Source organism: Stenotrophomonas sp. SMYL41, from assembly GCF_036319965.1.
GTDB classification, from domain to species: domain Bacteria; phylum Pseudomonadota; class Gammaproteobacteria; order Xanthomonadales; family Xanthomonadaceae; genus Stenotrophomonas; species Stenotrophomonas maltophilia_R.
In genome coordinates, this window is record NZ_JAWIRX010000001.1 from 374,248 (window position 1) to 395,899 (window position 21,652).

Here is a 21,652-nt window from a genome sequence, read left to right on the forward strand (position 1 = left end):
AATGAACGCAACAGCAATCTCGTTCACCCTCGCACTGGCACTGGCCGTCGTGTCCCCCGCAATGGCGCAGGCGACACAGCCGCACGCACATCACCCCGCTGCCGCGGCATCTGCGGACGTCGACGTCCCAGTCACTGCAGAGGCCGCGGTCGCCGTAGCGGAGCGTTTCAACAGGGCCCTGTCTAGCGGCGATCTGGCCACGGTCGAAGCCCTGCTCGCTGCCGACGTTCTCATCCTCGAGTCCGGGGGCGCCGAACGCAGCCGCGAGGAATACATGGGCCATCACGCAGTCAGCGATGCGGCGTTCCTCAAGGGCGCCCATCGCCAGCTGCTCCGTCAGCGCGCACGAGCCGCTGGCGAGTTCGCGTGGGTCGGAACCGAAAGCGAGTTGCATGCCCAGAAGGACGGCCAGCCACTGACCGTCCAGAGCGCCGAGACGATGGTGCTGAAGGAGACCGCGGACGGCTGGCGGATCGTCCACATCCACTGGTCCTCGCGGACCAAGCGCTGAGTCGAGAGATTGAAATGACTACGCTCACATTGCACCGTCTGACTTTTGTGGTCCTTGCCGTGGCTGGTCTGGGTGCTTGCACCCAGGATGCTTCATCCGCGCAACCCACAACCTCGCCCTCCGCACAGGTTGTCGTCCAATCAGCCGACGCGACTCCAGCAGCCCTGCCACGCATGACCGTCCACAAGACCCCGACCTGCGGGTGCTGCGGTGTCTGGATCGACCACGTGCAGAAGGCGGGATTCACCGTGGATGTGCACGACATGGATGACCTGGGTCTGGTCAAGGAGCGGTTGGGTGTCCCCTATGCAAAGGGCTCCTGCCACACGGCCGAGATCGGCGGATACGTCATCGAAGGCCACGTTCCGGCCGCGGACATCAAGCGTCTCCTCGAAGAAAAGCCGAACGCACGCGGCCTGGTCCTCCCAGGGATGCCGCTTGGTTCTCCGGGCATGGAGGTCCCGGAGGGACGCCAGCAGCCGTTCACGGTCGAGCTGATCCATCGCGACGGAACCACTGAACCGTTCGCACAGCACTGATCCGTCGCAGCAACAGGGGACGGTGTTGCGGGCGCGCCGATTCTCGCCCGCGAGGAAGAAGGAGAACTACATGACTCACCATTCCGCAGCACACCGGCCCCAGGCCATGAACGAGTGCATCGACAACTGCACGCAATGCCATGCGATCTGCCTGGAGACCATCAACTACTGCCTGACCAAAGGAGGTGTTCACGCGGCCCCGGAGCACATCGCCCTGTTGGCGACGTGTGCCGATACCTGCGCAACCAGTGCCGACGCGATGCTGCGCGGTGCCAGCGTTCACGACGTGGTTTGCGGTGCCTGCGCGGAGATCTGCCGCCAGTGCGCCGATGCATGCGACGCCATGAACGACCCTGAGATGACGCGCTGCGCCGAAGTTTGTCGCCGCTGCGCGGAAAGCTGCAGCGCCATGGCAGCGTAATGCGTCGAGGATCCCGCCTGAGCCGGTGGGATCCTCGTCTCGCGAAAGCGGAAGTATCAAGAAAATCCGACAAATCGTGGTTTCAGTGACAGTCCGACATCTAACGCTTGTCGCATCGAACACAGCGCGGCCCCTCCCGAACGGGCTTTGCATCACATTCCAATGAGGATTTATCCATATGAAGTCGTCCAACGTCATTCGCTCCTTCGCGCTCGTCCTCGCAATCGCGGCCGGGCAGTTTTCGCTGCAGGTCGCGCACGCCCACGCCGCGCTGCAGCAGTCCACACCGGCGGCAAATGCGGTGGTGGCCTCGCCAGGCCAGATCGATCTCGTGTTCAACGAGACATTGATTCCGCGGGCGTCGCGTCTCAAGTTGCTCATGAAGCACGGCAGTTCCACCATGCCGATCGAGAATTTCACGACCGAGATCGTCAACAACGGCAAGACCCTGCGTGCCAAGTTGCCTGGACCGCTGGCTCCGGGCGTCTATACCGTGGAATACCGCGCCGTCGGTGGTGACAACCACCCCATGCCGGGCAGCTTCAGCTTCACGGTGCGCTGAGGAGTCGCGAATGTTCGACCTGTCGGCTTATGCACTGAGATTCTTGGAATACCTTGTCATCATGGTTCTTTTCGGGGTTCCACTCTTCGGTTGGTACGGGTCGCGTCGATCGGCACTCGCCGACGCCTTGGCCGGGTGGTCACTCATGGGCGTTCTATTGGCGGGTGCCGTAGCCGGTCTCGTGCTCACCGGGCTCGATGTCGTCTTCAAGACCGCGGGCATCATGGGAATGCCGCTTGCCGAGGTTGATCGCGCATCGCTTGGCTGGTATCTGCTCGAGACGTCCGCGGGCCGGGCAGCCATGGCGAGAGGCGCGCTGCTGGTCGCTCTGATGTTCGTGCTCGGATGGCATCGTCGCCGCGGGAAGGTGGAGACCGCCTTCCCGCTGGGGGCGATGCTGGCGGGCGGCGCACTCGCTTCGCTGGCATGGAACGGCCACGCCGCCGCTGGCGAGGGCTTGGCAGGCGCGGTCCGGCTTGCTGCAGGCATCGTCCATCTTCTCGCGGCAGGCGGCTGGATCGCAGCGGTCCTGATGTTCCTTGCCATGCTGCTGCGCGGCAAAGAGACGAACGGCAGCGGGCGTCTGCGATCAACGCATGACTTTCTGCATGGTTTTTCGACGCTGGGAACGATCTTCGTTGGTGCGCTCATCGTGTCCGGCATCGCGCACTACGGGGATCTCACCGCGTGGTCGTTTTCGGCCCTGTTCCAGAGCACCTACGGGAAGTTGCTGCTTTTCAAACTGGCCCTGTTCGCTGGAATGCTGGGTTTGGGAGCGCTGCACCGATGGACGCTGGTGCCGCGCTTGGAACGAGCGCTGACCAGCGGAGATCCCGCGCAGGAGGTGCGGGCTTTGCGGCAGAGTGTTACGGCTGAGGCCGCGCTGGCCATCTTGATCCTGATTGTTGTTTCAGTGCTCGGGACGCTCAGCCCCGAATAGCTGTGTAACCCGCAATGGCACACTGCCTTGGCAGTCCATCCCCACTAAAGCGAGCATCGGCATGAACTCACCGTCGTCCCATGACCATCACCATTCTGCAGGCGCAGCCCCTGTCGAGGCTGCGGATGGACGGGTCATCACCAATCCCGTCCGCTATACGGACGATGCTCCCCAGCAAGTTGAAGTGACCGCCCCAGCAGCGGTGGCCCAACCCAGCGGTACCCACGCCACGGTCTACACCTGCCCGATGCATCCGCAGATTCGTCAGCCAGGTCCCGGCACCTGTCCGATCTGCGGCATGGCGCTGGAGCCGGAGATGCCCTCGCTGGAGGAGGACGACAATCCGGAGTTACGCGATTTCACCCGACGCTTCTGGTGGACGTTGCCTTTGACCTTGATCGTCCTGGTCTTGGCCATGCTGGGACATCGTCTGCCCGGCTTGTCCACGCAGGCACGCACCTGGATTGAGCTCGTGCTGAGCGCCCCGGTGGTGCTCTGGGCGGGGTGGCCTTTCTTTGAGCGCTGCCTACAGTCCATCGGCAATCGCAGCCCCAACATGTGGACGCTGATCGGCATCGGCGTGGCCGCCGCGTTTGGCTACAGCGTGGTGGCCACCGTGGCACCGGGCCTGTTTCCGGACTCTTTCCGCGAGCATGGACGGGTAGGGGTCTACTTCGAGGCGGCAGCGGTCATCGTCTCGCTCACCCTGCTCGGACAGCTGCTGGAACTGCGGGCGCGTTCCAAAACCTCGGCGGCCATCAAGTCCCTGCTGGGATTGGCGCCCAAGACGGCTCGCCGCGTCAAACCCGATGGGGGCGAAGAGGACGTTGCGCTGGATCACGTGCACGTGGGTGATCTGCTTCGCGTACGACCGGGCGAGAAGGTGCCGGTCGATGGGGAAGTCATCGAAGGCCGCACCAGTGTCGATGAGTCGATGCTGACCGGTGAACCCATTCCGGTGGAGAAGGCTGTCGGTGATCACGTTATAGGCGCCACGCTCAACGGGACGGGCGCCTTGGTCATCCGGGCGGACAAAGTCGGATCCGGGACGGTACTGTCGCAGATTGTGCAGTTGGTAGCCCAAGCCCAGCGCTCCCGCGCGCCGATGCAGCGTATGGCGGACAAGGTGGCGTACTGGTTTGTCCTGGCCGTGCTGGCCACGGCGGTGCTCACGTTCTTCGGATGGGGCCTGTTTGGACCCGAACCGTCCTGGACTTTTGCCGTCCTCAATGCCGTATCGGTTCTGATCATTGCGTGCCCGTGTGCCTTGGGTTTGGCTACCCCCATGTCGATCATGGTCGCCACTGGCCGCGCTGCGCAGGTCGGGGTCCTGTTCCGCGATGCTCAGGCGATCGAACAGCTACGTCTGATCGACACGTTGATCGTGGACAAGACCGGTACGTTGACCGAGGGGCGTCCAGCCTTTCGCGACACGCTCTCCTACGCCGGCTTCGATGCTGATCAGATCCTCAGCTTGGCTGGCAGCTTGGAGCAGGGCAGTGAGCACCCCTTGGCCGAGGCTATCGTGGCTGAAGCCCAGCGACGTGGCTTGATCCTGGTGACCGCCCAAGATTTTGATTCGCTCACCGGTCAAGGCGTTCGCGGGCGCGTGTCCGATCAGGATGTCGTGCTTGGTAACCAAAGCTTGATGGCATCGGTAGGGGCTGATGTTGCGCCCTTGCAGAGCAGCGCCGAGCGTCTGCGCAAGGAAGGCGCCAGCGTGATGTTCCTGGCGGTCAATGGACGATTGGCCGGCGCCATTGCGGTAGCAGATCCCATCAAAGCCACGACCTTGCCTGCCTTGAACCTGCTACGTGCCGATGGCCTGCACGTGGTGATGGCCTCTGGTGACGCACAGGCGACGGCCGAGGCCGTGGGGCGCACGCTGGGCATCGAGGATGTGCGTGGCGGCGTCAAACCTCAGGACAAGGCCGAACTGGTCCAGCAACTCAAAGCCCAGGGTCGTCGTGTGGCCATGGCTGGCGACGGCATCAACGATGCGCCGGCCCTGGCGGCAGCCGATGTGGGCATCGCGATGGGGACGGGCACGGATGTGGCCATGTCCAGCGCCCAGCTCACCCTGGTCAAGGGTGATCTGAGGCGCATCGTGCAAGCCCGTGCCATCTCGTCTTCGACGGTGGCCAACATGAAGCAGAACCTGGGCTTCGCCTTCGTCTACAACGCCATCGGCGTGCCTATCGCCGCCGGCCTGCTGTATCCCAGCTTCGGCCTTTTGCTCAGTCCGATGATGGCGGCCCTGGCCATGAGCCTGAGCTCGGTTTCGGTGGTCACCAATGCCTTGCGTTTGTCCGGCTCCACCGTTGTTGCCACCTCCCCCCCTGACCGCGCCGATGAGCCTGCGCGCGGCCATTCCTGTCACTGATGGCTCATATCCCACAAGGAGTACTGCAATGAAGCGTTATGCCTCCCTCTCGATGATGGCCCTGTTTCTGATGGCGGGCGCGGCCTTCGCCGGCGGCCAGACCACCACGCCCACCACCGACCACGGTCAGCACAAGCCGATGGACCACAAGAAGCAGGAGCATGGTCAGCACAAGCCGGCCGCGGCCGATGCCGATTTCACCAAGCTCGATACCAACAAGGATGGCGCGCTGTCCAAGGAAGAACTGGCCAAGCACAAGCTCGCGCCGCACTTCGGCATGCTTGATGGCAACAAGGACGGCAAGCTGAGCCCGCAGGAATTCGCTGCCGGCAAGGGTATGTAACTGCTATCTCCCCGGGGGCTGGTTCATTGGCTCCCGGGATTCGGCGATGTTCTGCCATTCCCACGGAGATCGACATGTCTTCTTCGCACGGTAAGCACGAAAGCACGCACACGCAGCATTCAGAGCAACACGCCTCGCACGGAAGTTCCGGTCAGACGCATCAGGGCCACTACGGTCGCCTGCTGCTGATGATGGCCTTGTCGTTCCTGGCCATGTACGCCCTGATGTATGCCATGGTCGATCAGTTGGCCAACGTCTATCACAACGTCAACCAGTTCTACATGGCAGGGCTGATGGCCGCGCCGATGCTGTTGATCGAGCTTTGGCTAATGTCCAGCATGTACCCCGATCGTCGGCGCAATCTGATCCTGGCCGGCGTGACCGTGGTGTTCATGCTGTTCTGCTGGTGGGGAATTCGCACGCAGGCCGCGGTGACAGATCGGCAGTTCATCCGCTCCATGATTCCCCATCATGCCGGCGCCATTCTGATGTGCGAGGAAAACCGCCTGAAGGATCCCGAGCTGGTCAAGCTCTGCCAGGAGATCATCACCTCGCAGAAGCAGGAGATCGCCCAGATGAAACAACTTCTGGCTGAGCGCTCCCGCTAGCTCACTGCCTTTTGCCAGCCGGTGTCACCCCACTGAGCCTGCGCGCTGACCATGCGGTGGATCAAACGCGCGGCCACACGTGCGGTGGCTTGATCCGGATCCAGGGGCGGACACAGTTCCGCCACGTCGACCACACGTACCTTGCCCGACGCCATGACCAGATCCAGCAGGGCTTCCAGGACCTCCAGACTCACCCCGCGTGGGTTGGGGGCGCTCACGCCCGGGGCCACCACCATTGAGTACGCCGGCAAGATCACCAGCGGCTTGGGTAGCTACACCCAGTGGCGTGGCTTGGGCTCACTGCGTATGGGCAAGAACCGTTGGACCGGCGTCTATTCGGCGCAGTACATCGGCAGCGCGGACGACATCATCGCCGTGCCCGGCACGATCGGCTCGCATGTGTCCAGCGTGGTGTACCACAACCTGCAACTGAGCTACGGCACTAAGAAGAAATGGGATATCTCCGCCGGCGTTGAAAACGTGCTCGATAAGAAGGCGCCGTTTGTGCAGAACAACCCGGGGTTCAGCCGAGATACGTGTAAAAATGCCCCACAAAACTCAAATAATTCTTTCAGGGTAATGAGTTAGCCGATATTTTTCTTCTCGACTGGTTGCGCCAACAGATCGAGCGTCGGGCATGGCGCGCCTGTCACCACGTGGCGACACTCCTCCACCAAATGCTCAAGGTCGACTTCCAATTGTCTTAGCTCGTCAAGGCGTCGGCGCACCTCGGCCAATTTCTGTTCGGTCAGTTGCCGCGTCTGCTCGCAGGCGCGCTGGCCTTTGACCTCCAGCAGCCCCGCTATCTCGTCGAGACTGAATCCCATCGTCTGTGCTCGACGGATGAACTGAAGCCGGCCGACTTCGTTGGGGCCGTACCGGCGCACGCTGCCCATTGGGCGCTCAGGCTCCGGCAGCAGGCCTCGCCGCTGGTAATAACGGACCGTTTCGATATGCACACCAGCGGCCGCGGCCAGCCGACTGATCGTCATTACGTGGGTGGCCATCGGCTTGACTCCGTACTCAGGTACGGAGATTAACATGCGGGTATGGCCCAACGTCCCGCACAGTCCTCCTTACCTGCCCTCTTGGGCGCCGCGGTCGCGGCTATTGGCGCGTCCGTGTGTTGTGTCGTGCCCTTGGTGCTGGTCCTGATGGGTGTCAGCGGGGCCTGGATCGCCAACCTCACCGCCTTGGATGCGTGGCGTCCCTGGTTCAGCGTTGCCACGCTGGCGTGCCTGGGCTGGGCGTTCTGGACGCTGTATCGCCCGGCGTCACGTTGCCGGAACGACGGAGCCTGCGTCGATCCGATGCAATTGCGACGCCGTCGGCGCTGGTTATGGATTGCCACAGGATTGATCGCGATGCTGCTGCTCTTCCCTTATTACATCGGCTGGTTCCTGTAGGAGTCTCCATGCGCAAGATCCTTCTCGGTTTGGTATTCACGGCATGGATGGGCCTGGCTTGGGCGGCTACCCCAAAGCAAGTTGTCCTACAAGTGAAAAACATGACCTGCCCGGCGTGCAGCATCACGATCGAAAAGGCGTTGGACAACGTGCCGGGCGTGACGGCGCGCCGTGTCGACACTCAGGGCGCCACCGTGACCGTGACCTTCGATGCCGAGCGCACCGACGCGGCCGCCATCGCGAAGGCCATCACCGATGCTGGCTTTCCGGCCACCGCCAAGGCGGACGCGAACGGTGGCTGAGGTGAAGTTGCAAAGCACGCTGGCATGCCCGGCATGCGGGCACCAGGCGACCGAGACCATGCCCACCACGGCGTGTCAATTCTTCTACGAGTGCACGGCTTGCCATACTCTGCTGCGCCCCAAGGAAGGCGATTGCTGTGTGTTCTGTTCCTACGGCACGGTGCCGTGCCCGCCCATCCAGCAACACAGCCCCTGCTGCGGCAGTACAAGTTGACCCACGCTACGCGGCCAAGGCCAATTCGATTTCGTACGGTTCCGGAAGAGCGTCCACGTCGATCAGGTAATCGCCGAAGCGCTTCACGTGGCTGGTCACGTAGGGGCTGAGTGCAGCCACGTCCTCCGGGGTGATCTTCCAACCTGCTCGCATCAGCGTCTTGATGATGCGGGTCTGTTCGACCACGTTATGAAAGATGACGGCGTTGGCGACTAGGTCGTTGTACTTGACCGCCTTCTCTTGTTCGAGGGGATCGTTATCGGCAATGACGCCCTCTCCACCGAAGAAGAAATACTTGGAGAACCCGTTATAGGCTTCGACCTTGTTGGTGGAGGCCGTGATCTGCTCACGCAGTTCGCGGTCAGAAATGTATTGCAGCAGGAACAACGTGCGCACTGCGGCGCCAAGCGCCCGGAAGGCTTGGTACAGGCGATTCTTGCGGCTGTAGTTACCCAGTTTTCGCAGCAGCGTCGAGGCGGCGATCTTGCCGGACTTGATCGACAGCACCACCTGCATCAGATCCTTCCAGTGGGTCTCGATCAGGTCCCAGTCCATGTCCTCCCGGAACAGCGCATCGATGTGCTCGTAGCGGCTGTCCTCGTCCGGACGGAAGAACCGATAATCGCGCCAGTTGCGGATGCGCGGCATCAGCTGGATGCCCAACAGGTGCGATAGCCCGAAGACCGGCAGCGACTGACCTTGGGTATCGGCGTGAACGGTGTCGGGCTGGATGTCGGAAGTGTTCTTCAGCAGTCCGTCGATGATGTACACCGCTTCCCAGACGCCGCACGGAATAAAGTGACTGAAGAGCGCCACATAGGTGTCCGAGACGTGATGATAGGCAATGCCACCGTAGCCGCCATAGCGGATGTGGTACGACGCCAACAGATTCTGGTCGTACAGGTCGTACTTGGTACCGTCGGCTGCGGCACGCTTGCCATCGCCCCAGAATTTGGGAAGCTGCAGGCCGGCGTAACTGTTGATGACGTCGCGGCAGGCCGCTGCCAGCTTGTTCGCATCCACGTGACGACGATTGACGAACGACAGCATGTGCGCGGAAGCGGCGCCACGGAGGTGCCGGGCGGCCTGGGCCGGGCCGAGGTTGCAGCCGTAGGTGAATGCCGTCAGCACGTAGCGTTCGGTGGGCTGGTCGATCTTGGTGTCGGATCCGGACAGCGGTCCGAAATGCCGTGGCCAGCGGGTCCAGTGGGCCACGTCGCACAGGATCTCGATGACGCTGCGTTCGCGCAGGCGAGCAAGAATCGCGGTTTCCAAAGCGCGGGCACCGCTGCTCATGTCCTTGGCCTTGTGGCGCTTGAGTACCGGCAACCCGTCGTCGCCGATGATCACCTGGCCGTTCTCCAGGTAACCCTGATCGGTCAGGTCCGCGACTTGTATCAGTTTGGACTGCAAGGCATTGACGAATCCCACCGCAGAGGTCGGCAAGCCCACCTGGCGGCAGTAGTCGTCCAGCAGCGGTTCGCATTGCTCCCAGGGCAGCAGCTGTTCGCGGTAATCGGCGTAGGTTTCCGAACCACGCACGGCCACGTCACCGGATTTGAGCTCGTTCGCCAGCGACGAGAACACGCATACCTCGAACAGACGGCGGCGAATGCGCTCCTCGCCCTGCTCGGTGCGATGGGTGATGGTCTTCCGCCAAAGCTGGGTCGTGAACGCCAGATCGACCGGTTCGTCGAGCCAGTCGCCGCGGGCGCGCTCCTGCGACAGGATCAGTTCGATCGCGTTGATCAAGGAACGGTCTTCGGTGGTGGATTCCAGGTCCAGCATGCGCACCATGCGCAGGATGGTGGCGCGGTGGCTTTTATAGAACGGCCAGAGCAGTGGTAGATGGTTGTCGCCGCTGTGTGCGGCGATCGCGTCGCAATCGGCCTGCAGGGTCTGAACGCCCCCGCGTGTGCTGACCAACCGGCGAATTTCCCGCCCCGCATCGGTGTCGCCCGGGTGACGGTCGAGCACCTGGATCACATCCGACATCGTGGCGACGATGGCCTCGGTCTTCTCGCGATAGCGCGCACGTAGTCGCTCCAGTTCCTCTTTGCCGCGGTTATGGAGGTTGCCCATGCGTTTGATGAACATCTCCGCCAGGTCATCGCGGGTTTGCACCCGGGCGCGATGGATCAGGCACAGCAGTAGCGCGTGTCGCTTGGCCGGGCCGAAGTCGCGCAACTCGGCAGCGTCCAGCACCCGGGCTTCGGCCGCGAAGTGCTTGCGCTTGAGTTCCGGTACGTCCGCCAGATGCAGTTCGCTGCTGACCAGTTCGTCCAACGCCGCGATATGGTCGATTAGTTCCTGGAAGTGCTGCAGCGAGGAGCGTTTTGGCAACCGCTTGATGGCCTGCAGCGGGCTCTTGATGCGAGCGTCGGTGACGACCAGCAGATCGTCCAGCCGTTGCTTCTCCTCCGACGTCAACCGCGCGTCGATGAGGGCGAAGTAACGGCCATTGACCAAGGTGCGAATCCGGCGCCCCAGGCGATCCAGCGCGGAAAACGCAGGCAGTTCGATGCGATCGCGGACAAGCTGTTCGATCGCCACGTTGATCAGGTCGGCCGGATTGTCCATGACTGCGGCGGCTTCATGGATGGCGCGGGCGGCCACGTCGAGGCCGCCGTCGGCGTAAGCCCGAACCTGAAGATAATCCCGGATGCGCTGGAAATAGCGGTAGCGCTTGTTCGGCGCGATGTCGGCGGGCTTGGTCTGGACCCGGTACCGCAGCGCGTTGCGGAGGTGCCGGACGACCGCAGCGGGCACTTCATCGATTGCGGGGAAGTAGCCCAGTCGCTGGAAGGATTTCAGCAGCAGTGCCAACGCCAATCGATGGCCCGGTTGGCGAGCATTGTCGGTGATGAAGGCCAATTCGGCGTCGGTCGGCGTATAGGCGGCGACCAGTTCCCGGACGACGGGATTGCGCTTGAACTGGGGATACGCGGTCCGTTCGATCGACGCCATTGAAGCCTCATTCGGTCAGGGTGCGGGTAACGCCGGCGGTGGCAGGCTCGCCTCGATGCGCTGGCGCGCAAACGGGTCGCCGCCATCGAGGTAGCGCATGGCCGAGTGCACGTCACGCCAGCCGACGTACTCCATCAATGCCTTCACATCCCAGCCGTTCGCATTGGCCCAGCCGGCGAAGCCTCGGCGCAGGGAATGGCTGCTGTAGCCCTCGACGTTGGCCAATCCGGCATGCAGGAACACCTGCCGGAGCAATCGGATCAAGCTGTTCGGATGAAAGGGGGCGTCGGCAATCCGGCTCCAGCGACCGACGCTCCGAAACAGCGGGCCGGAAGTCAGCTGTGCGGCCTCGAGCCAGTCCCGTGTCGCCGCTACCGGGCACAGACGCGACAGGGCCGGTACTTTGTAGGTCTTGCCTTGGGCTTGGCGGTCGCCTTTGCTGTGCGGCAGGAAGCAGACCATGCCTTCCCCAGGGACCAGGCGCAGGTGTTCAATCCGCAGCCGGATCAGTTCGTCACCGCGAAATCCCCGCCAGAAGCCGAGCAAGATCAGCGCCCGATCGCGTCGATAACGCAGATCCGCGGCGTGTGCGTTCCGCGCCTGGGCGGCGATGATCGCCCCGTCGAGCCAGTCCACGACCTGCGCCAGCTGGGTCAGCTGCAACGGTGTGGCCTGCTTCTCCTCCTGAGGGTGCAGGGTTTGGATGCCCTTGAGCACCTGGCGCACGAGCGGCGCCCGGGTCGGATCCGCAAATCCGTGTGCGGCATGCCAGTGCGCCAGGGCAGCCAGGCGCAGTTTCAGGGTATTCACGGCCAGCCGTCCGGCGTGTTCGGCCAGGTAACGGGCCACGCTGTCGGCCGTGGCCGGCAGGTGCCCATCCCAGGCGACCTCGAAGTGCCGCAATGCCGAGGCATAGCTGCGCCGCGTGTTGTCGCGGGTGGCGGCTTGCAGGTAACGGTCGATATCGCTCATGCCGTGCCTTCTTCTGACTATTCCGCCGTGTCGGCCCACGCGTCGGTAATGGGATATCGCCGCTCCCGACCAAAGGCGCGGCGCGAGACCTTCGGTCCTGGCGCCGCCTGATGCCGCTTCCATTCGCCGATGCGCACCAGACGAAGCACGTGGTCGACCGTTTCGGGGGTGAATCCTGCCGCGACAATCTCCTCTCGCGACTGCTCCTGATCGATAGAGCGGAACAAGATGGCGTCGAGCACGTCGTACGGCGGCAACGTGTCCTGGTCGGTCTGGTCCGCGCGCAACTCCGCCGAAGGTGGACGATCGATCACCCCCCATGGGACCACTGGAGCGCCCGCCACGGCGTTGCGCCAGCGGGCGAGCGCGGAGACTTCTGTCTTGTACAGGTCCTTGATCGGCGCATAGCCACCGCACATATCCCCATAGATCGTGGTGTAACCGACCGCGTATTCGCTCTTGTTGCCGGTGGTCAGCAGCAGGCCGCCGAACTTGTTGGCCAAAGCCATCAATAGCGCACCGCGAATGCGCGATTGCAGATTCTCCTCGGTCGCATCCGCTGGCGCCTGCGCAAACAGCGGCGCCAAGGCATCCAGGTACCCTTGGAAAGGCTCCTCGATCGGCAGCGTCACCAAGCGTACGTCCAGGACGCGGCACTGCTCCTGGGCCAGGTCATTCGACACCGCGGCGGTGTAGCGCGAAGGCAGACGCACGGCTGTGACGCGGTCTGCGCCAAGCGCATCCACCGCCATCGCGAGCACGACCGCCGAGTCTAGGCCACCCGACAGGCCGACCCAAGCGCGGTCAAAGCCATTCTTGCGGCAGTAATCGCGTGTGCCCAAGACCACGGCCCGCCACGCGAGGCCATCGCGGCTTTCGTCGCCTTCGATCGGCCACGACACCGGTAGCAGCGTGCGATTTTCGACGTCGTAGTCCGCGATCAGCCAATGCGGCTCGAACGCGATGGCCACCGGATGCACGCGGCCGTCTGCGTTGGCCAGCAGCGAGGCGCCATCGAAGACGATGCCGTCCTGCCCCCCAACCACATTCACGTAGGCAATCGCGACGGCGGCATCGCGCGTGCGCTCGGCGAGCAAGGCGTCGCGTTCGGCGTGCTTGTCGCGCTCGAAGGGCGATGCATTGGGCACCAGCACCAGGTGCGCACCGGCGGCCGCGGTTTCAATGAGTGGTTCCAGGCCCCACAGGTCCTGGCAAATCAGCAGCCCGATGGGAACGCCCTTTACCTCGAACACGCAGGCGCCACCGTCGGGATCGACGGCGAAGTAACGCCGCTCGTCGAAGACCGCGTAGTTGGGCAAGTCGCGCTTGCGGTAGGTGGTCGCGATAGCACCATCGCGCAAGACGCTGACCGCGTTATAGACCACGGCGCCGGCCGCTTCCGGCCAGCCGACTACCGCTACGATGCCGCGGGCCGCCGCCGCGATGTGCCTCACGGCCGCCTCGCACCCGGCGAGGAAGCTGGGACGCAGTAGCAAGTCCTCGGGCGGATAACCACTCAGCGTGAGCTCCGGAAACACCACCAGATCGGCGCCGTGGATATCGCGGGCCTCGGCGATATATGCCGTGATCCGCTCGGCATTCCCGATCAGATCGCCGACGGGAAAATCGAACTGCGCCAGCGCGAGTCGAAGTGGCGTGGTCATCGGCGTCAGGGGGAGGAATGGTCGGGGGATCGCCGCAGCGTTTCGAGGATCGTGCATTGCCCGCGCTGGCCGACGCGACAACTGCCGATGGTGCGCTCCAGTTCGCTGGCCATCCGCTGCAAATCCCGAATCCGGGTCTGGATGTCGTCCAGGTGCTCGCGCGCCAACCGGTCGACCTCGGTGCAGGACAGCGCCGGATCCTCGGCCAGCTGCAGCAGACCGCGGATCTCCTCCAGGCTGAACCCCAAGTCGCGACCGCGCGTGACGAAGCGCAGGCGCTCCACGTCGGCCGTGGTGTATTGTCGGTAGCCGCTGCGCGTCCGTCCGGGCCTGGGCAGCAGGCCGACGCGTTCGTAATAGCGGATCGTTTCGAGGTGGCAGCCGCTGGCGGCGGCAGCGTCACTGATTTTCATTCGCATTACTTGACTCTGTAGTAGGTACAGACTCTAAACTAGAGGTCTCCGAAATTCCACGCCCTGGCTACTCGGCCGCCATGGGCTCTTATCTGGTCGCATGCAATGCCCTTTTTTTTGATGAAAGTCCTGCGTCACTGCGCGCTCGCCCTCCTGATTATGGCGCTCAGTGCTGGCGCGGCCGGGGCGGCCGACCCACAGGCCGAAGCCCGGCAGGCCTGGCAGCTGCTCGATTACATCGCCGTGGATTACGGCGGGGCCGTGCGCGGCGGCCAAGTGGTCGAACCGGGTGAATACAGTGAGATGCAGGAGTTCGCGGCCACGGTGCGCACGAAAGTGGCCGGCCTCCCGGCGACGCCGCAGCAAGCTGCGCTGGTGAGCTCGGCCGAGCGGCTGCAGGCGGCGGTCGCCGCCCGCGCCGAACCGGAAGTCATTGCGAAAGCTGCGCATGCACTGGCCGCCGAATTGCTGACGGTTTATCGCATCGAGGCGGCGCCGACGACCCCGCCGGACGTGGCCAGCGCGGCCCCGCTTTACGCCCAGCAGTGCGCCGGATGTCACGGGGCCCAGGGCCGCGGAGATGGCCCTGTAGCCGCCAGCCTCACGCCACGGCCAATTGCGTTCACTGACGCAGAACGCGCGGCGCAGCGCAGTCCCCTGGCGCTGTATCAGGTGATCTCGCAGGGTTTGAACGGCACGGCCATGACCAGCTTTGCCCATCTGTCCGAAGCCGATCGCTGGGCACTGGCCTTCTATGTTGGGGGATTTGCCTACGACGACGCGGCGCGCAACCGCGGCGAAATCCTGTGGCGAGAGGATCCGAAACTGCATCAGGCGCTCCCGACATTGGCCGCCTTGTCCGGTTCGAGCGAGGCAGAGTTGGGCCAGACGTTGGCGGCGGCACAGGCCAAGGCGATCACTGCGTATTTGCGCGCTCGCCCGGCTGAAGTGGTGCCGCATGCCGCTGTCGGGGCTGGCCCGTTCGCACTCGCGCGGCAACGCCTGGCGGGCAGCCTGCGGGCGTATGCGGCCGGCGATGCAGTGCAAGCCAAGACCCTGGCGTTGTCGTCTTACCTGGATGGCGTGGAGCCAGTGGAGCCGACCTTGGCCGGCCGCGATCGTGCGCTGATGCGCCGGATCGAAGCGAGCATGGCCCGATTCCGCGATGCGCTGGGGCGCCGTGCGCCGGCCGCCGAGGTGACCGCTACGGCGGCGGAGATCACCGGCTTGTTCGATCGCGCCGAAGCGGTACTGCAAACGTCCCACACCGATACGACCACGGCCTTCCTGGGCAGCTTCACCATCCTGCTGCGGGAGGGACTGGAAGCGCTGCTGATCGTCGTGGGCATGATTGCGTTCCTGCGCAAGGCCGAACGGCGCGAAGTGCTGCCCTACGTCCATGCCGGTTGGGTCGGCGCCTTGCTGGCTGGCGTGCTGACTTGGGCCGTCGCCACGCATCTGGTCGACATCAGCGGCGCCAATCGCGAGGTCACCGAAGGCGTGTCTGCGCTGTTTGCCGCGGTGGTCCTGTTGAGCGTGGGGATCTGGATGCACCAGAAGAGCCTGGCCGGGCGCTGGCAGCAGTACCTGCACGCGAAGATGTCGGCGGCGTTGACGCGGCGCTCGGCGATTTTCCTGTTCTCGCTCGCCTTCATCGCGGTCTACCGCGAAGTGTTCGAGACGATCCTGTTCTTCATCGCCATGTGGAGCGAACAGGCGTCCGGCGCGATCCTGGGCGGCTTGCTGGCCGGTGCCGTGGTCCTGGCCGGGGTGGCCTATTGGATGCTGCGCATGAGCAAGCGCCTGCCGATCGGCCAGTTCTTCTCGGCGAGTTCGATCCTGATCGCCGTGTTGGCTGTGGTCCTGGTCGGCAAGGGCGTCGCGGCCCTGCAGGAGGCGGGCTGGATCGCGCAGGCCCTGGTGGCGGCCCCGCGTATCGAATGGCTGGGCATCTATCCCTCCTGGCAATCGCTGCTGGCCCAGTTGACCGTGGCCGTCGTCGCCATGATCGGCTTCCTCTTCAACATGCGCTCGCCCGCCCCGGTGCGGACCACCAAGGCCTAATCCCCCATGAGCCAAGCAGACTCCAAAACCTGTGGTTGTTCGGCGGCCGCAGCGGCAGCCCCCGAGGCGCACCTTCACACGCCCGCCGCGACGGTTTACCGCATCGAGAACATGGACTGTCCGACCGAGGAGGCCTTGATCCGCAACAAGCTGGCGGGCGTGCCGGGCGTCGAGCGCCTGGACTTCAATCTGGTGCAGCGATTGCTGACGGTGCACCACGCCTTGCCGTCGCTGACGCCCGTGGAACAGGCCTTGGCGGCGATCGGCATGCGTGCGGTGCCCGTTCAAGGGACGCCGACGGACCAGTCAACGACGCTGGCCATCGCCAAGATGGATTGCCCGACCGAGGAAGCCTTGATCCGGGCCAAGCTCGGGACGGTGTCGGGGGTGTCGAATCTCGTTTTCAATCTGGTGCAACGCACCTTGCAGGTCCGCCATACGCCCGATGCCTTGCCCCAGGTGCTGGCGGCGCTGAGGACGCTCGATTTTGAAGCACACGTCGTGGAGGGAGCCGGTGCCGTGGCGCCGGCGGCGGCGACCCCAACGAAATGGTGGCCGTTGGCGATTTCCGCGGTTGCTGCGATCGCCGCCGAAGCGATCTATTGGCTCAACAACGGCAATCACTGGTCCGTCATTGCCTTGGCCTTGGTGGCGATCCTGACGGGCGGCCTGCCGACCTACAGGAAGGGCTGGATCGCGCTGCGCAACCTCAACCTCAACATGAATGCGTTGATGTCGATTGCGGTCACCGGCGCCATGCTCATCGGGCACTGGCCCGAAGCGGCGATGGTGATGGTGTTGTTTGCGCTGGCCGAAGTGATCGAGGCCAAGTCCCTGGATCGTGCTCGCAACGCCATCCGCGGGCTGTTGGATCTCGCGCCGGAACGGGCCACGGTGCAGCAAGCCGATGGCACGTGGCAGGAGATGGAGGCCAAGCACGTCATGATCGGCAGCCGGGTGCGCGTCAAACCGGGCGAACGGCTTGCGCTCGATGGCGAAGTGCTGGAGGGACGTTCCACCGTCAACCAAGCGCCGATCACCGGTGAGAGCCTGCCCGTGGAAAAGGCGCCGGGCGACCCTGTCTTTGCCGGCACCATCAACGAATCCGGTTCGTTCGAGTTCCACGTTACCGCCACCGCGAGCAACTCCACACTGGCGCGCATCATTCATGCGGTGGAGGCCGCACAAGGCAGTCGCGCACCGACGCAACGCTTTGTCGATCAGTTCGCCCGCTGGTACACCCCGGCCGTATTCGCGGTCGCGCTCGCCGTGGCCATCGTGCCGCCACTGGTGATCGGCGGGCCGTGGCTCGATTGGGTCTACAAGGCCCTGGTGCTCCTGGTGATCGCCTGTCCTTGTGCACTGGTCATCTCGACCCCGGTGAGCATCGTCAGCGGTCTCGCCGCCGCTGCTCGCCACGGCATCCTCATCAAGGGCGGGGTCTACCTCGAAGGCGGGCGCAAGCTGCAATGGCTCGCCCTCGACAAGACCGGCACGCTCACCCACGGCAAGCCGGTGCAGACGGATTTCCTGACCTGGAACGAAGCGGCGCCGACCGCCGCGCGGGAATGGGCGGCCAGTCTGGCTGCGCGCTCCGACCATCCGGTATCGAAGGCGGTCGCGTTGGCCGCGCAGGCCGACGGCGTAGTGCTGCAAGCGGTCAGCGACTTCGCCGCGCTGCCCGGCCGTGGTGTCCGCGGCCGTCTCGGTGATGTGACCTACCACCTGGGCAATCACCGCTTAGTGGAAGAACTGGGCGTCAGCTCGCCGGAGCTGGAGCGCCGCCTCTCGATGCTGGAGGCCGAGGGCAAGACCGTGGTGATGCTGATTGGAGACAGTCGCGTGCATGCGCTGTTCGCCGTGGCCGACACCGTCAAGGACAGCAGTCGCCACGCGATCGCCGAGCTGCATGCCCTGGGCGTCAAGACGCTGATGCTAACCGGCGACAATCCGCACACCGCGCAAGCCATTGCCGCGCAAGTCGGTATCGATCGTGCCCAAGGCAATCTGCTGCCGGAAGACAAGCAACGCGAGGTCGAGCAATTGGCCCGGGCCGGGACGGTAGGCATGGTGGGCGACGGCATCAACGATGCGCCGGCGCTAGCACAGGCGGACATCGGGTTCGCGATGGGCGCTGCCGGCACCGATACCGCTATCGAGACGGCCGACGTGGCCCTGATGGACGATGACCTGCGCAAGATCCCCACCTTCGTGCGCCTCTCTCGCGCCACGGCAAGCGTGTTGATGCAGAACATCGTGCTGGCGTTGGGCATCAAGGCGATCTTCCTGGTGCTCACTTTTACGGGGCAGGCCACCATGTGGATGGCGGTGTTTGCCGACATGGGCGCCAGCTTGCTGGTGGTGTTCAACGGGTTGCGGTTGCTGCGCCAATGAGGACGCGTCCGGCCGCACTCCGCACCGTGCTCGCTCGCCTGCGCGCCTCGACGCGTCTAGCGGTGCTGGTACTGCTGGTCTTCGCTTTGAAGATCGGTGCGGTGGCCGCTTGCACTCAGTCCGACTTCGCCGAGTTGGACTTCGGCGGCGGTGTGGGTAAAGGCCAAGCGGCTGGGATACATGCGCCCGCGGGCGATAAAAGCACTGCCCCCGATCAAGCCAAACGGGTCAGCGTCGGCGCCTGCCAGCACTGCAGCTGCCACATTGCCGCCATGCCCGCACCGGATACGGGTGTCATGTTCAGCGGATTACCGCAACGAGCTGTCGCCGTGCGTACGCCGGGCATACCACCGCGCGCTTCGCCACGGCCAGAGTTGAGACCACCGATCGTCTAAGTCGCAGTGTTGTTGCACCTGGCGCATAGCGCCCAGGAATGATGTCGACTCAGAGGATTCCTTCATGCACTTTGTTCGTTTGCCGCGACGACATTCTGCCGTGCGGTTGGCTGCCGTCATTGCGCTGGCCTTGACGCTATCGTTGCCGGTCATCGCGGCCGAGATGCCGTCCACGCTGGCGCCTGCCGCCGTACGCGATGCCTTACAGGCCGCATGGCAGCGCCACCCCACTTACCGCGCCACGGAAGCCCAGTTGGCGGCCGCTCGCGCCCGCCTCGATGCAGCGGCACAGCCGCTGTACAACCCGGAAGTCGAACTGGCCTCCGACGACGAAGGTCCCGAACGCACCACCAAGGCGGGGCTCAATCTCACCCTCGATCTCAGCGGCAAACGGCGCGTGCGTCGGGAGGCGGCATCCGCCCGTGTGGACCATGCGACCGCCGAAGCGCGGTTGCATCGACGCGATTTCGCCAAACAATGGTTCGCCGGATGGACCGAACTGCAGACGGCGAACGAGCGCGTGCGCACCGGAGAACGGCGTTTGGCGCTGATGACGCGGTTCGGTGACCTGGCGCAGAAGCAGTTCGCCGCCGAGGACATCTCGGGTCTGGAACGCGATCTCGCTTTGCTGGCGCGGGATGAAGCGCAAGCCGAGCAATCGCAGCTGATCGCCGAGCAGGCCGAGGCGCAGGCGCGTTTCCGTGCCCTGGGCGGATCGCCGGAATTGCTGGCCGATCTGACGTTGCCCACCGGAACGTTGCCGCCACCGACCGGCACCGCCGGGGAAGTCGAGCAACTGCCGGACTGGCAGGTCGCCCAGGCCGCTGCAGTCGCGGCCGAGCGCGAAGTCACGGTCGCCCGTCGCAACCGGATCGCCGATCCCACGTTGGGCGCTTACGGCGGACGGAAACGACTCGATATCGGCGGCCCCAGCGACAACGTCGTCGGCGTGTCGATCAGCGTGCCGCTGTTCGTACGCAACTCTTATCGCGCCGAAGTGGTGGCGGCGCAGGCCGACGCCGATGTCGCGGCCGCGGACCGCGACCGCGTGCGCATCGAACTGGAAGCCGATCGACAGCGGGCCATCGACAGCTACGCGGCGACGCAATCGACCTGGACGCGCTGGCAGGCCAGCCGCGGCACCGACGTCGAGCGCCGCACCACATTGCTGGAGCGGTTGTGGCGCGAAGGCGAACTGTCGACTGCCGACTACTTGCAGCAACTCAAACAAACCCTGGACACCCAACTCGCTGGCGCTGAACTCGAAGCCCGGCTGTGGCGGTCCTACGCCGATTACCTCGCCGCCACCGGCCAGCTAGAACGCTGGGCCGGGCTGGAGGGCGCCCCATGAGAGAGAATTCAATGGTTCCGTTTCGACTGACGTCACTGCTCACCGTGACCCTATTGCTGGCCTTGGCGGGCTGCTCCAAATCGCCTGACGGCAAAGCCGCCCAAGCACCTGCCACCGAATCGGCCGAGCATGGCGATGCCGAAGGCGCGACCGCGGCGGGTGAAGCCGGCGAAGCAGGTGAAGTCGGAACCCCAGTGAAGATGGACGCCGCAGCCCTCAAGGCCGCGGGCATCCAGCTTCAGGCCGTGCAGGCGACCGCGCTCAGCGAAGAACTGCGGGCCCCTGGCGAAGTGGTCGACGATGCCTACGGCACCACGCTGATCACGCCTAGGGTCGAGGCTCTGGTCGTGCGCCGGCACGCCAGGCTCGGGGACGAGGTCCGCACGGGCGCGCCGCTGGTGACACTGGCCAGCGTCGAGGTGTCGGACGCCCAAGCCGAACTGCGGATCGCGGAGCAGGAGTGGCGCCGGGTTTCTGCACTCGGTCGCGAAGCCGTTTCCGGCCGCCGCATCAACGAAGCCAAGATCGCAGTCGACCGGGCAAGGGCCAAGGCGCAGGCCTATGGCCTGCCGGGCACCGCCAGCGGGGGCGTCAACGGCCAGTTCACGCTGGCCGCACCCCATGCCGGCCGCATCACCGAAGACGAGTTTGTCGTCGGCGAGCGCATCGAGCCGGGCAAGCCCCTGTTCCGTCTAGTGGACGAGTCGAGGGTATGGGTCGACGCCAAACTGCCCTCCGGCACGATGTCCCGCGTGGCACCGGGTTCGCAGGCGACTGTCGTGTTCGCGGGCGAGCGCTTGACCGGCACCGTGCAGCGTTCCGCACACCGGACCTCCGATACCACCCGCACTGCAGTGGTACGCATCGAAGTGCCGAACCAAGGCGATCGTCTGCACGGCGGGGATTTCGTCGACGTGTTCTTCGAGTCGGCTTCCGGTCGTGTCAGCACCACCACACTGTCGGTGCCCAATGACGCCCTCGTGCAATTCCAGGGCGATACCGTGGTCTTCCGCCGCAATGCTGAGGGCGCACTCGAACCGGTGCCGGTGCGTACCGGCGAAGTGATCGGCGACCGTACCGTGATCCGCGAAGGCCTCAAAGCGGGCGACGTGGTGGCTGTGCAAGGTGCATACGCGATCAAGTCGCAGATGCTCAAGTCGCAGCTCGGAGAAGAAGAATGAACCGGGTCCCTCATGCGCTGCG

General features: G+C 64.5%; 21 protein-coding genes and 1 pseudogene. 16 read left to right on the forward strand and 6 right to left on the reverse strand.

All coding sequences use genetic code 11. From position 1 onward, the window contains the following. Nucleotide 1: 1 nt before the first annotated feature. The 8 genes from V3B30_RS01745 (at nt 2) to V3B30_RS01780 (ending at nt 6,307) form a co-directional block, all read left to right on the forward strand. Nucleotides 2-511, forward strand: a complete 510-nt coding sequence (locus V3B30_RS01745) for a nuclear transport factor 2 family protein (protein ID WP_012480215.1) — start codon at nt 2-4, stop codon at nt 509-511. A gap of 173 nt (nt 512-684) precedes the next feature. Next, entirely contained in the window at nt 685-1,050 is a 366-nt protein-coding gene (locus V3B30_RS01750; protein ID WP_019184727.1) for a DUF411 domain-containing protein, read from the forward strand. Nucleotides 1,051-1,120: 70 nt separating this feature from the next. Then, entirely contained in the window at nt 1,121-1,471 is a 351-nt protein-coding gene (locus V3B30_RS01755) for a four-helix bundle copper-binding protein (protein WP_012480213.1), read from the forward strand. Nucleotides 1,472-1,649: 178 nt separating this feature from the next. Further along, a complete protein-coding gene (gene copC, locus V3B30_RS01760; protein WP_005413416.1) occupies nt 1,650-2,033 on the forward strand; it encodes a copper homeostasis periplasmic binding protein CopC in 384 nt (127 codons plus the stop codon). Nucleotides 2,034-2,043: 10 nt separating this feature from the next. Then, nucleotides 2,044-2,973: a copper homeostasis membrane protein CopD gene (gene copD, locus V3B30_RS01765; RefSeq protein ID WP_017354978.1), complete on the forward strand. Its 930-nt coding sequence runs from the start codon at nt 2,044-2,046 to the stop codon at nt 2,971-2,973. Between the two features lie 61 nt (nt 2,974-3,034). Then, on the forward strand, nt 3,035-5,356 hold the full coding sequence (locus V3B30_RS01770) for a copper-translocating P-type ATPase (RefSeq protein ID WP_262082605.1): 2,322 nt from the start codon (nt 3,035-3,037) through the stop codon (nt 5,354-5,356). 28 nt (nt 5,357-5,384) lie between these two features. Beyond that, nucleotides 5,385-5,699, forward strand: a complete 315-nt coding sequence (locus V3B30_RS01775) for a hypothetical protein (protein WP_049395166.1) — start codon at nt 5,385-5,387, stop codon at nt 5,697-5,699. A 74-nt stretch (nt 5,700-5,773) separates the two neighbouring features. Continuing rightward, on the forward strand, nt 5,774-6,307 hold the full coding sequence (locus tag V3B30_RS01780; protein WP_049395165.1) for a DUF305 domain-containing protein: 534 nt from the start codon (nt 5,774-5,776) through the stop codon (nt 6,305-6,307). On the opposite strand, the gene V3B30_RS01785 is transcribed toward V3B30_RS01780, so the two are convergent. Next, entirely contained in the window at nt 6,304-6,525 is a 222-nt protein-coding gene (locus tag V3B30_RS01785) for an arginase family protein (protein WP_234368021.1), read from the reverse strand. The two genes, V3B30_RS01780 and V3B30_RS01785, sit on opposite strands and share 4 nt — an antisense overlap. A 46-nt stretch (nt 6,526-6,571) precedes the next feature. Between V3B30_RS01785 and V3B30_RS01790 the strand changes: the two genes are divergently transcribed. Further along, nucleotides 6,572-6,895 (forward strand): TonB-dependent receptor, encoded by a 324-nt coding sequence (locus tag V3B30_RS01790; protein WP_234368020.1) that lies wholly within the window; start codon nt 6,572-6,574, stop codon nt 6,893-6,895. Here the strand turns inward: V3B30_RS01790 and V3B30_RS01795 are convergent. Continuing rightward, a complete protein-coding gene (locus V3B30_RS01795) occupies nt 6,892-7,314 on the reverse strand; it encodes a MerR family transcriptional regulator (RefSeq protein ID WP_046430629.1) in 423 nt (140 codons plus the stop codon). The two genes, V3B30_RS01790 and V3B30_RS01795, sit on opposite strands and share 4 nt — an antisense overlap. 42 nt (nt 7,315-7,356) lie before the next feature. Here V3B30_RS01795 and V3B30_RS01800 point away from each other — a divergent pair, with 42 nt between their 5' ends. From V3B30_RS01800 to V3B30_RS01810, 3 genes are read left to right on the forward strand one after another with little or no spacing between them, the layout of a single operon-like run. Beyond that, on the forward strand, nt 7,357-7,713 hold the full coding sequence (locus tag V3B30_RS01800) for a mercuric transporter MerT family protein (RefSeq protein WP_046430614.1): 357 nt from the start codon (nt 7,357-7,359) through the stop codon (nt 7,711-7,713). An 8-nt stretch (nt 7,714-7,721) separates the two neighbouring features. Then, nucleotides 7,722-8,015: a cation transporter gene (locus V3B30_RS01805; RefSeq protein WP_046430611.1), complete on the forward strand. Its 294-nt coding sequence runs from the start codon at nt 7,722-7,724 to the stop codon at nt 8,013-8,015. Then, nucleotides 7,969-8,229, forward strand: coding sequence for a GDCCVxC domain-containing (seleno)protein (locus tag V3B30_RS01810; RefSeq protein ID WP_088375505.1), 261 nt, complete (start codon nt 7,969-7,971; stop codon nt 8,227-8,229). The genes V3B30_RS01805 and V3B30_RS01810 overlap by 47 nt, the downstream gene beginning before the upstream one ends. 6 nt (nt 8,230-8,235) lie before the next feature. Here V3B30_RS01810 and V3B30_RS01815 read toward each other — a convergent pair whose 3' ends face one another. From V3B30_RS01815 to V3B30_RS01830, 4 genes and pseudogenes are all read right to left on the reverse strand, one after another. Next, on the reverse strand, nt 8,236-11,196 hold the full coding sequence (locus tag V3B30_RS01815) for a Tn3 family transposase (RefSeq protein ID WP_107379589.1): 2,961 nt from the start codon (nt 11,194-11,196) through the stop codon (nt 8,236-8,238). Nucleotides 11,197-11,232: 36 nt separating this feature from the next. Then, nucleotides 11,233-12,168: pseudogene (locus V3B30_RS01820) on the reverse strand (site-specific integrase); the annotation flags it as partial. Nucleotides 12,169-12,185: 17 nt separating this feature from the next. Then, nucleotides 12,186-13,832 (reverse strand): NAD+ synthase, encoded by a 1,647-nt coding sequence (locus V3B30_RS01825; protein ID WP_046430604.1) that lies wholly within the window; start codon nt 13,830-13,832, stop codon nt 12,186-12,188. Nucleotides 13,833-13,837: 5 nt separating this feature from the next. Further along, entirely contained in the window at nt 13,838-14,245 is a 408-nt protein-coding gene (locus V3B30_RS01830; RefSeq protein ID WP_046430626.1) for a helix-turn-helix domain-containing protein, read from the reverse strand. A 120-nt stretch (nt 14,246-14,365) separates the two neighbouring features. On the opposite strand from V3B30_RS01830, the gene V3B30_RS01835 reads away from it, so the two are divergent. From V3B30_RS01835 to V3B30_RS01850, 4 genes are all read left to right on the forward strand, one after another. Then, nucleotides 14,366-16,309: a cytochrome c/FTR1 family iron permease gene (locus V3B30_RS01835; RefSeq protein ID WP_049420834.1), complete on the forward strand. Its 1,944-nt coding sequence runs from the start codon at nt 14,366-14,368 to the stop codon at nt 16,307-16,309. Between the two features lie 6 nt (nt 16,310-16,315). Next, nucleotides 16,316-18,703: a heavy metal translocating P-type ATPase gene (locus V3B30_RS01840; protein WP_046430586.1), complete on the forward strand. Its 2,388-nt coding sequence runs from the start codon at nt 16,316-16,318 to the stop codon at nt 18,701-18,703. Nucleotides 18,704-19,162: 459 nt separating this feature from the next. Beyond that, the gene (locus V3B30_RS01845; protein ID WP_080342745.1) at nt 19,163-20,449 is read left to right on the forward strand and encodes a TolC family protein; all 1,287 of its coding nucleotides are present in this window, start codon (nt 19,163-19,165) and stop codon (nt 20,447-20,449) included. Continuing rightward, nucleotides 20,446-21,630 carry an efflux RND transporter periplasmic adaptor subunit gene (locus tag V3B30_RS01850; protein ID WP_080342744.1) on the forward strand — a complete coding sequence of 395 codons (1,185 nt, stop codon included), beginning with the start codon at nt 20,446-20,448 and terminating at the stop codon, nt 21,628-21,630. The genes V3B30_RS01845 and V3B30_RS01850 overlap by 4 nt, the downstream gene beginning before the upstream one ends. Nucleotides 21,631-21,652 lie beyond the last annotated feature (22 nt).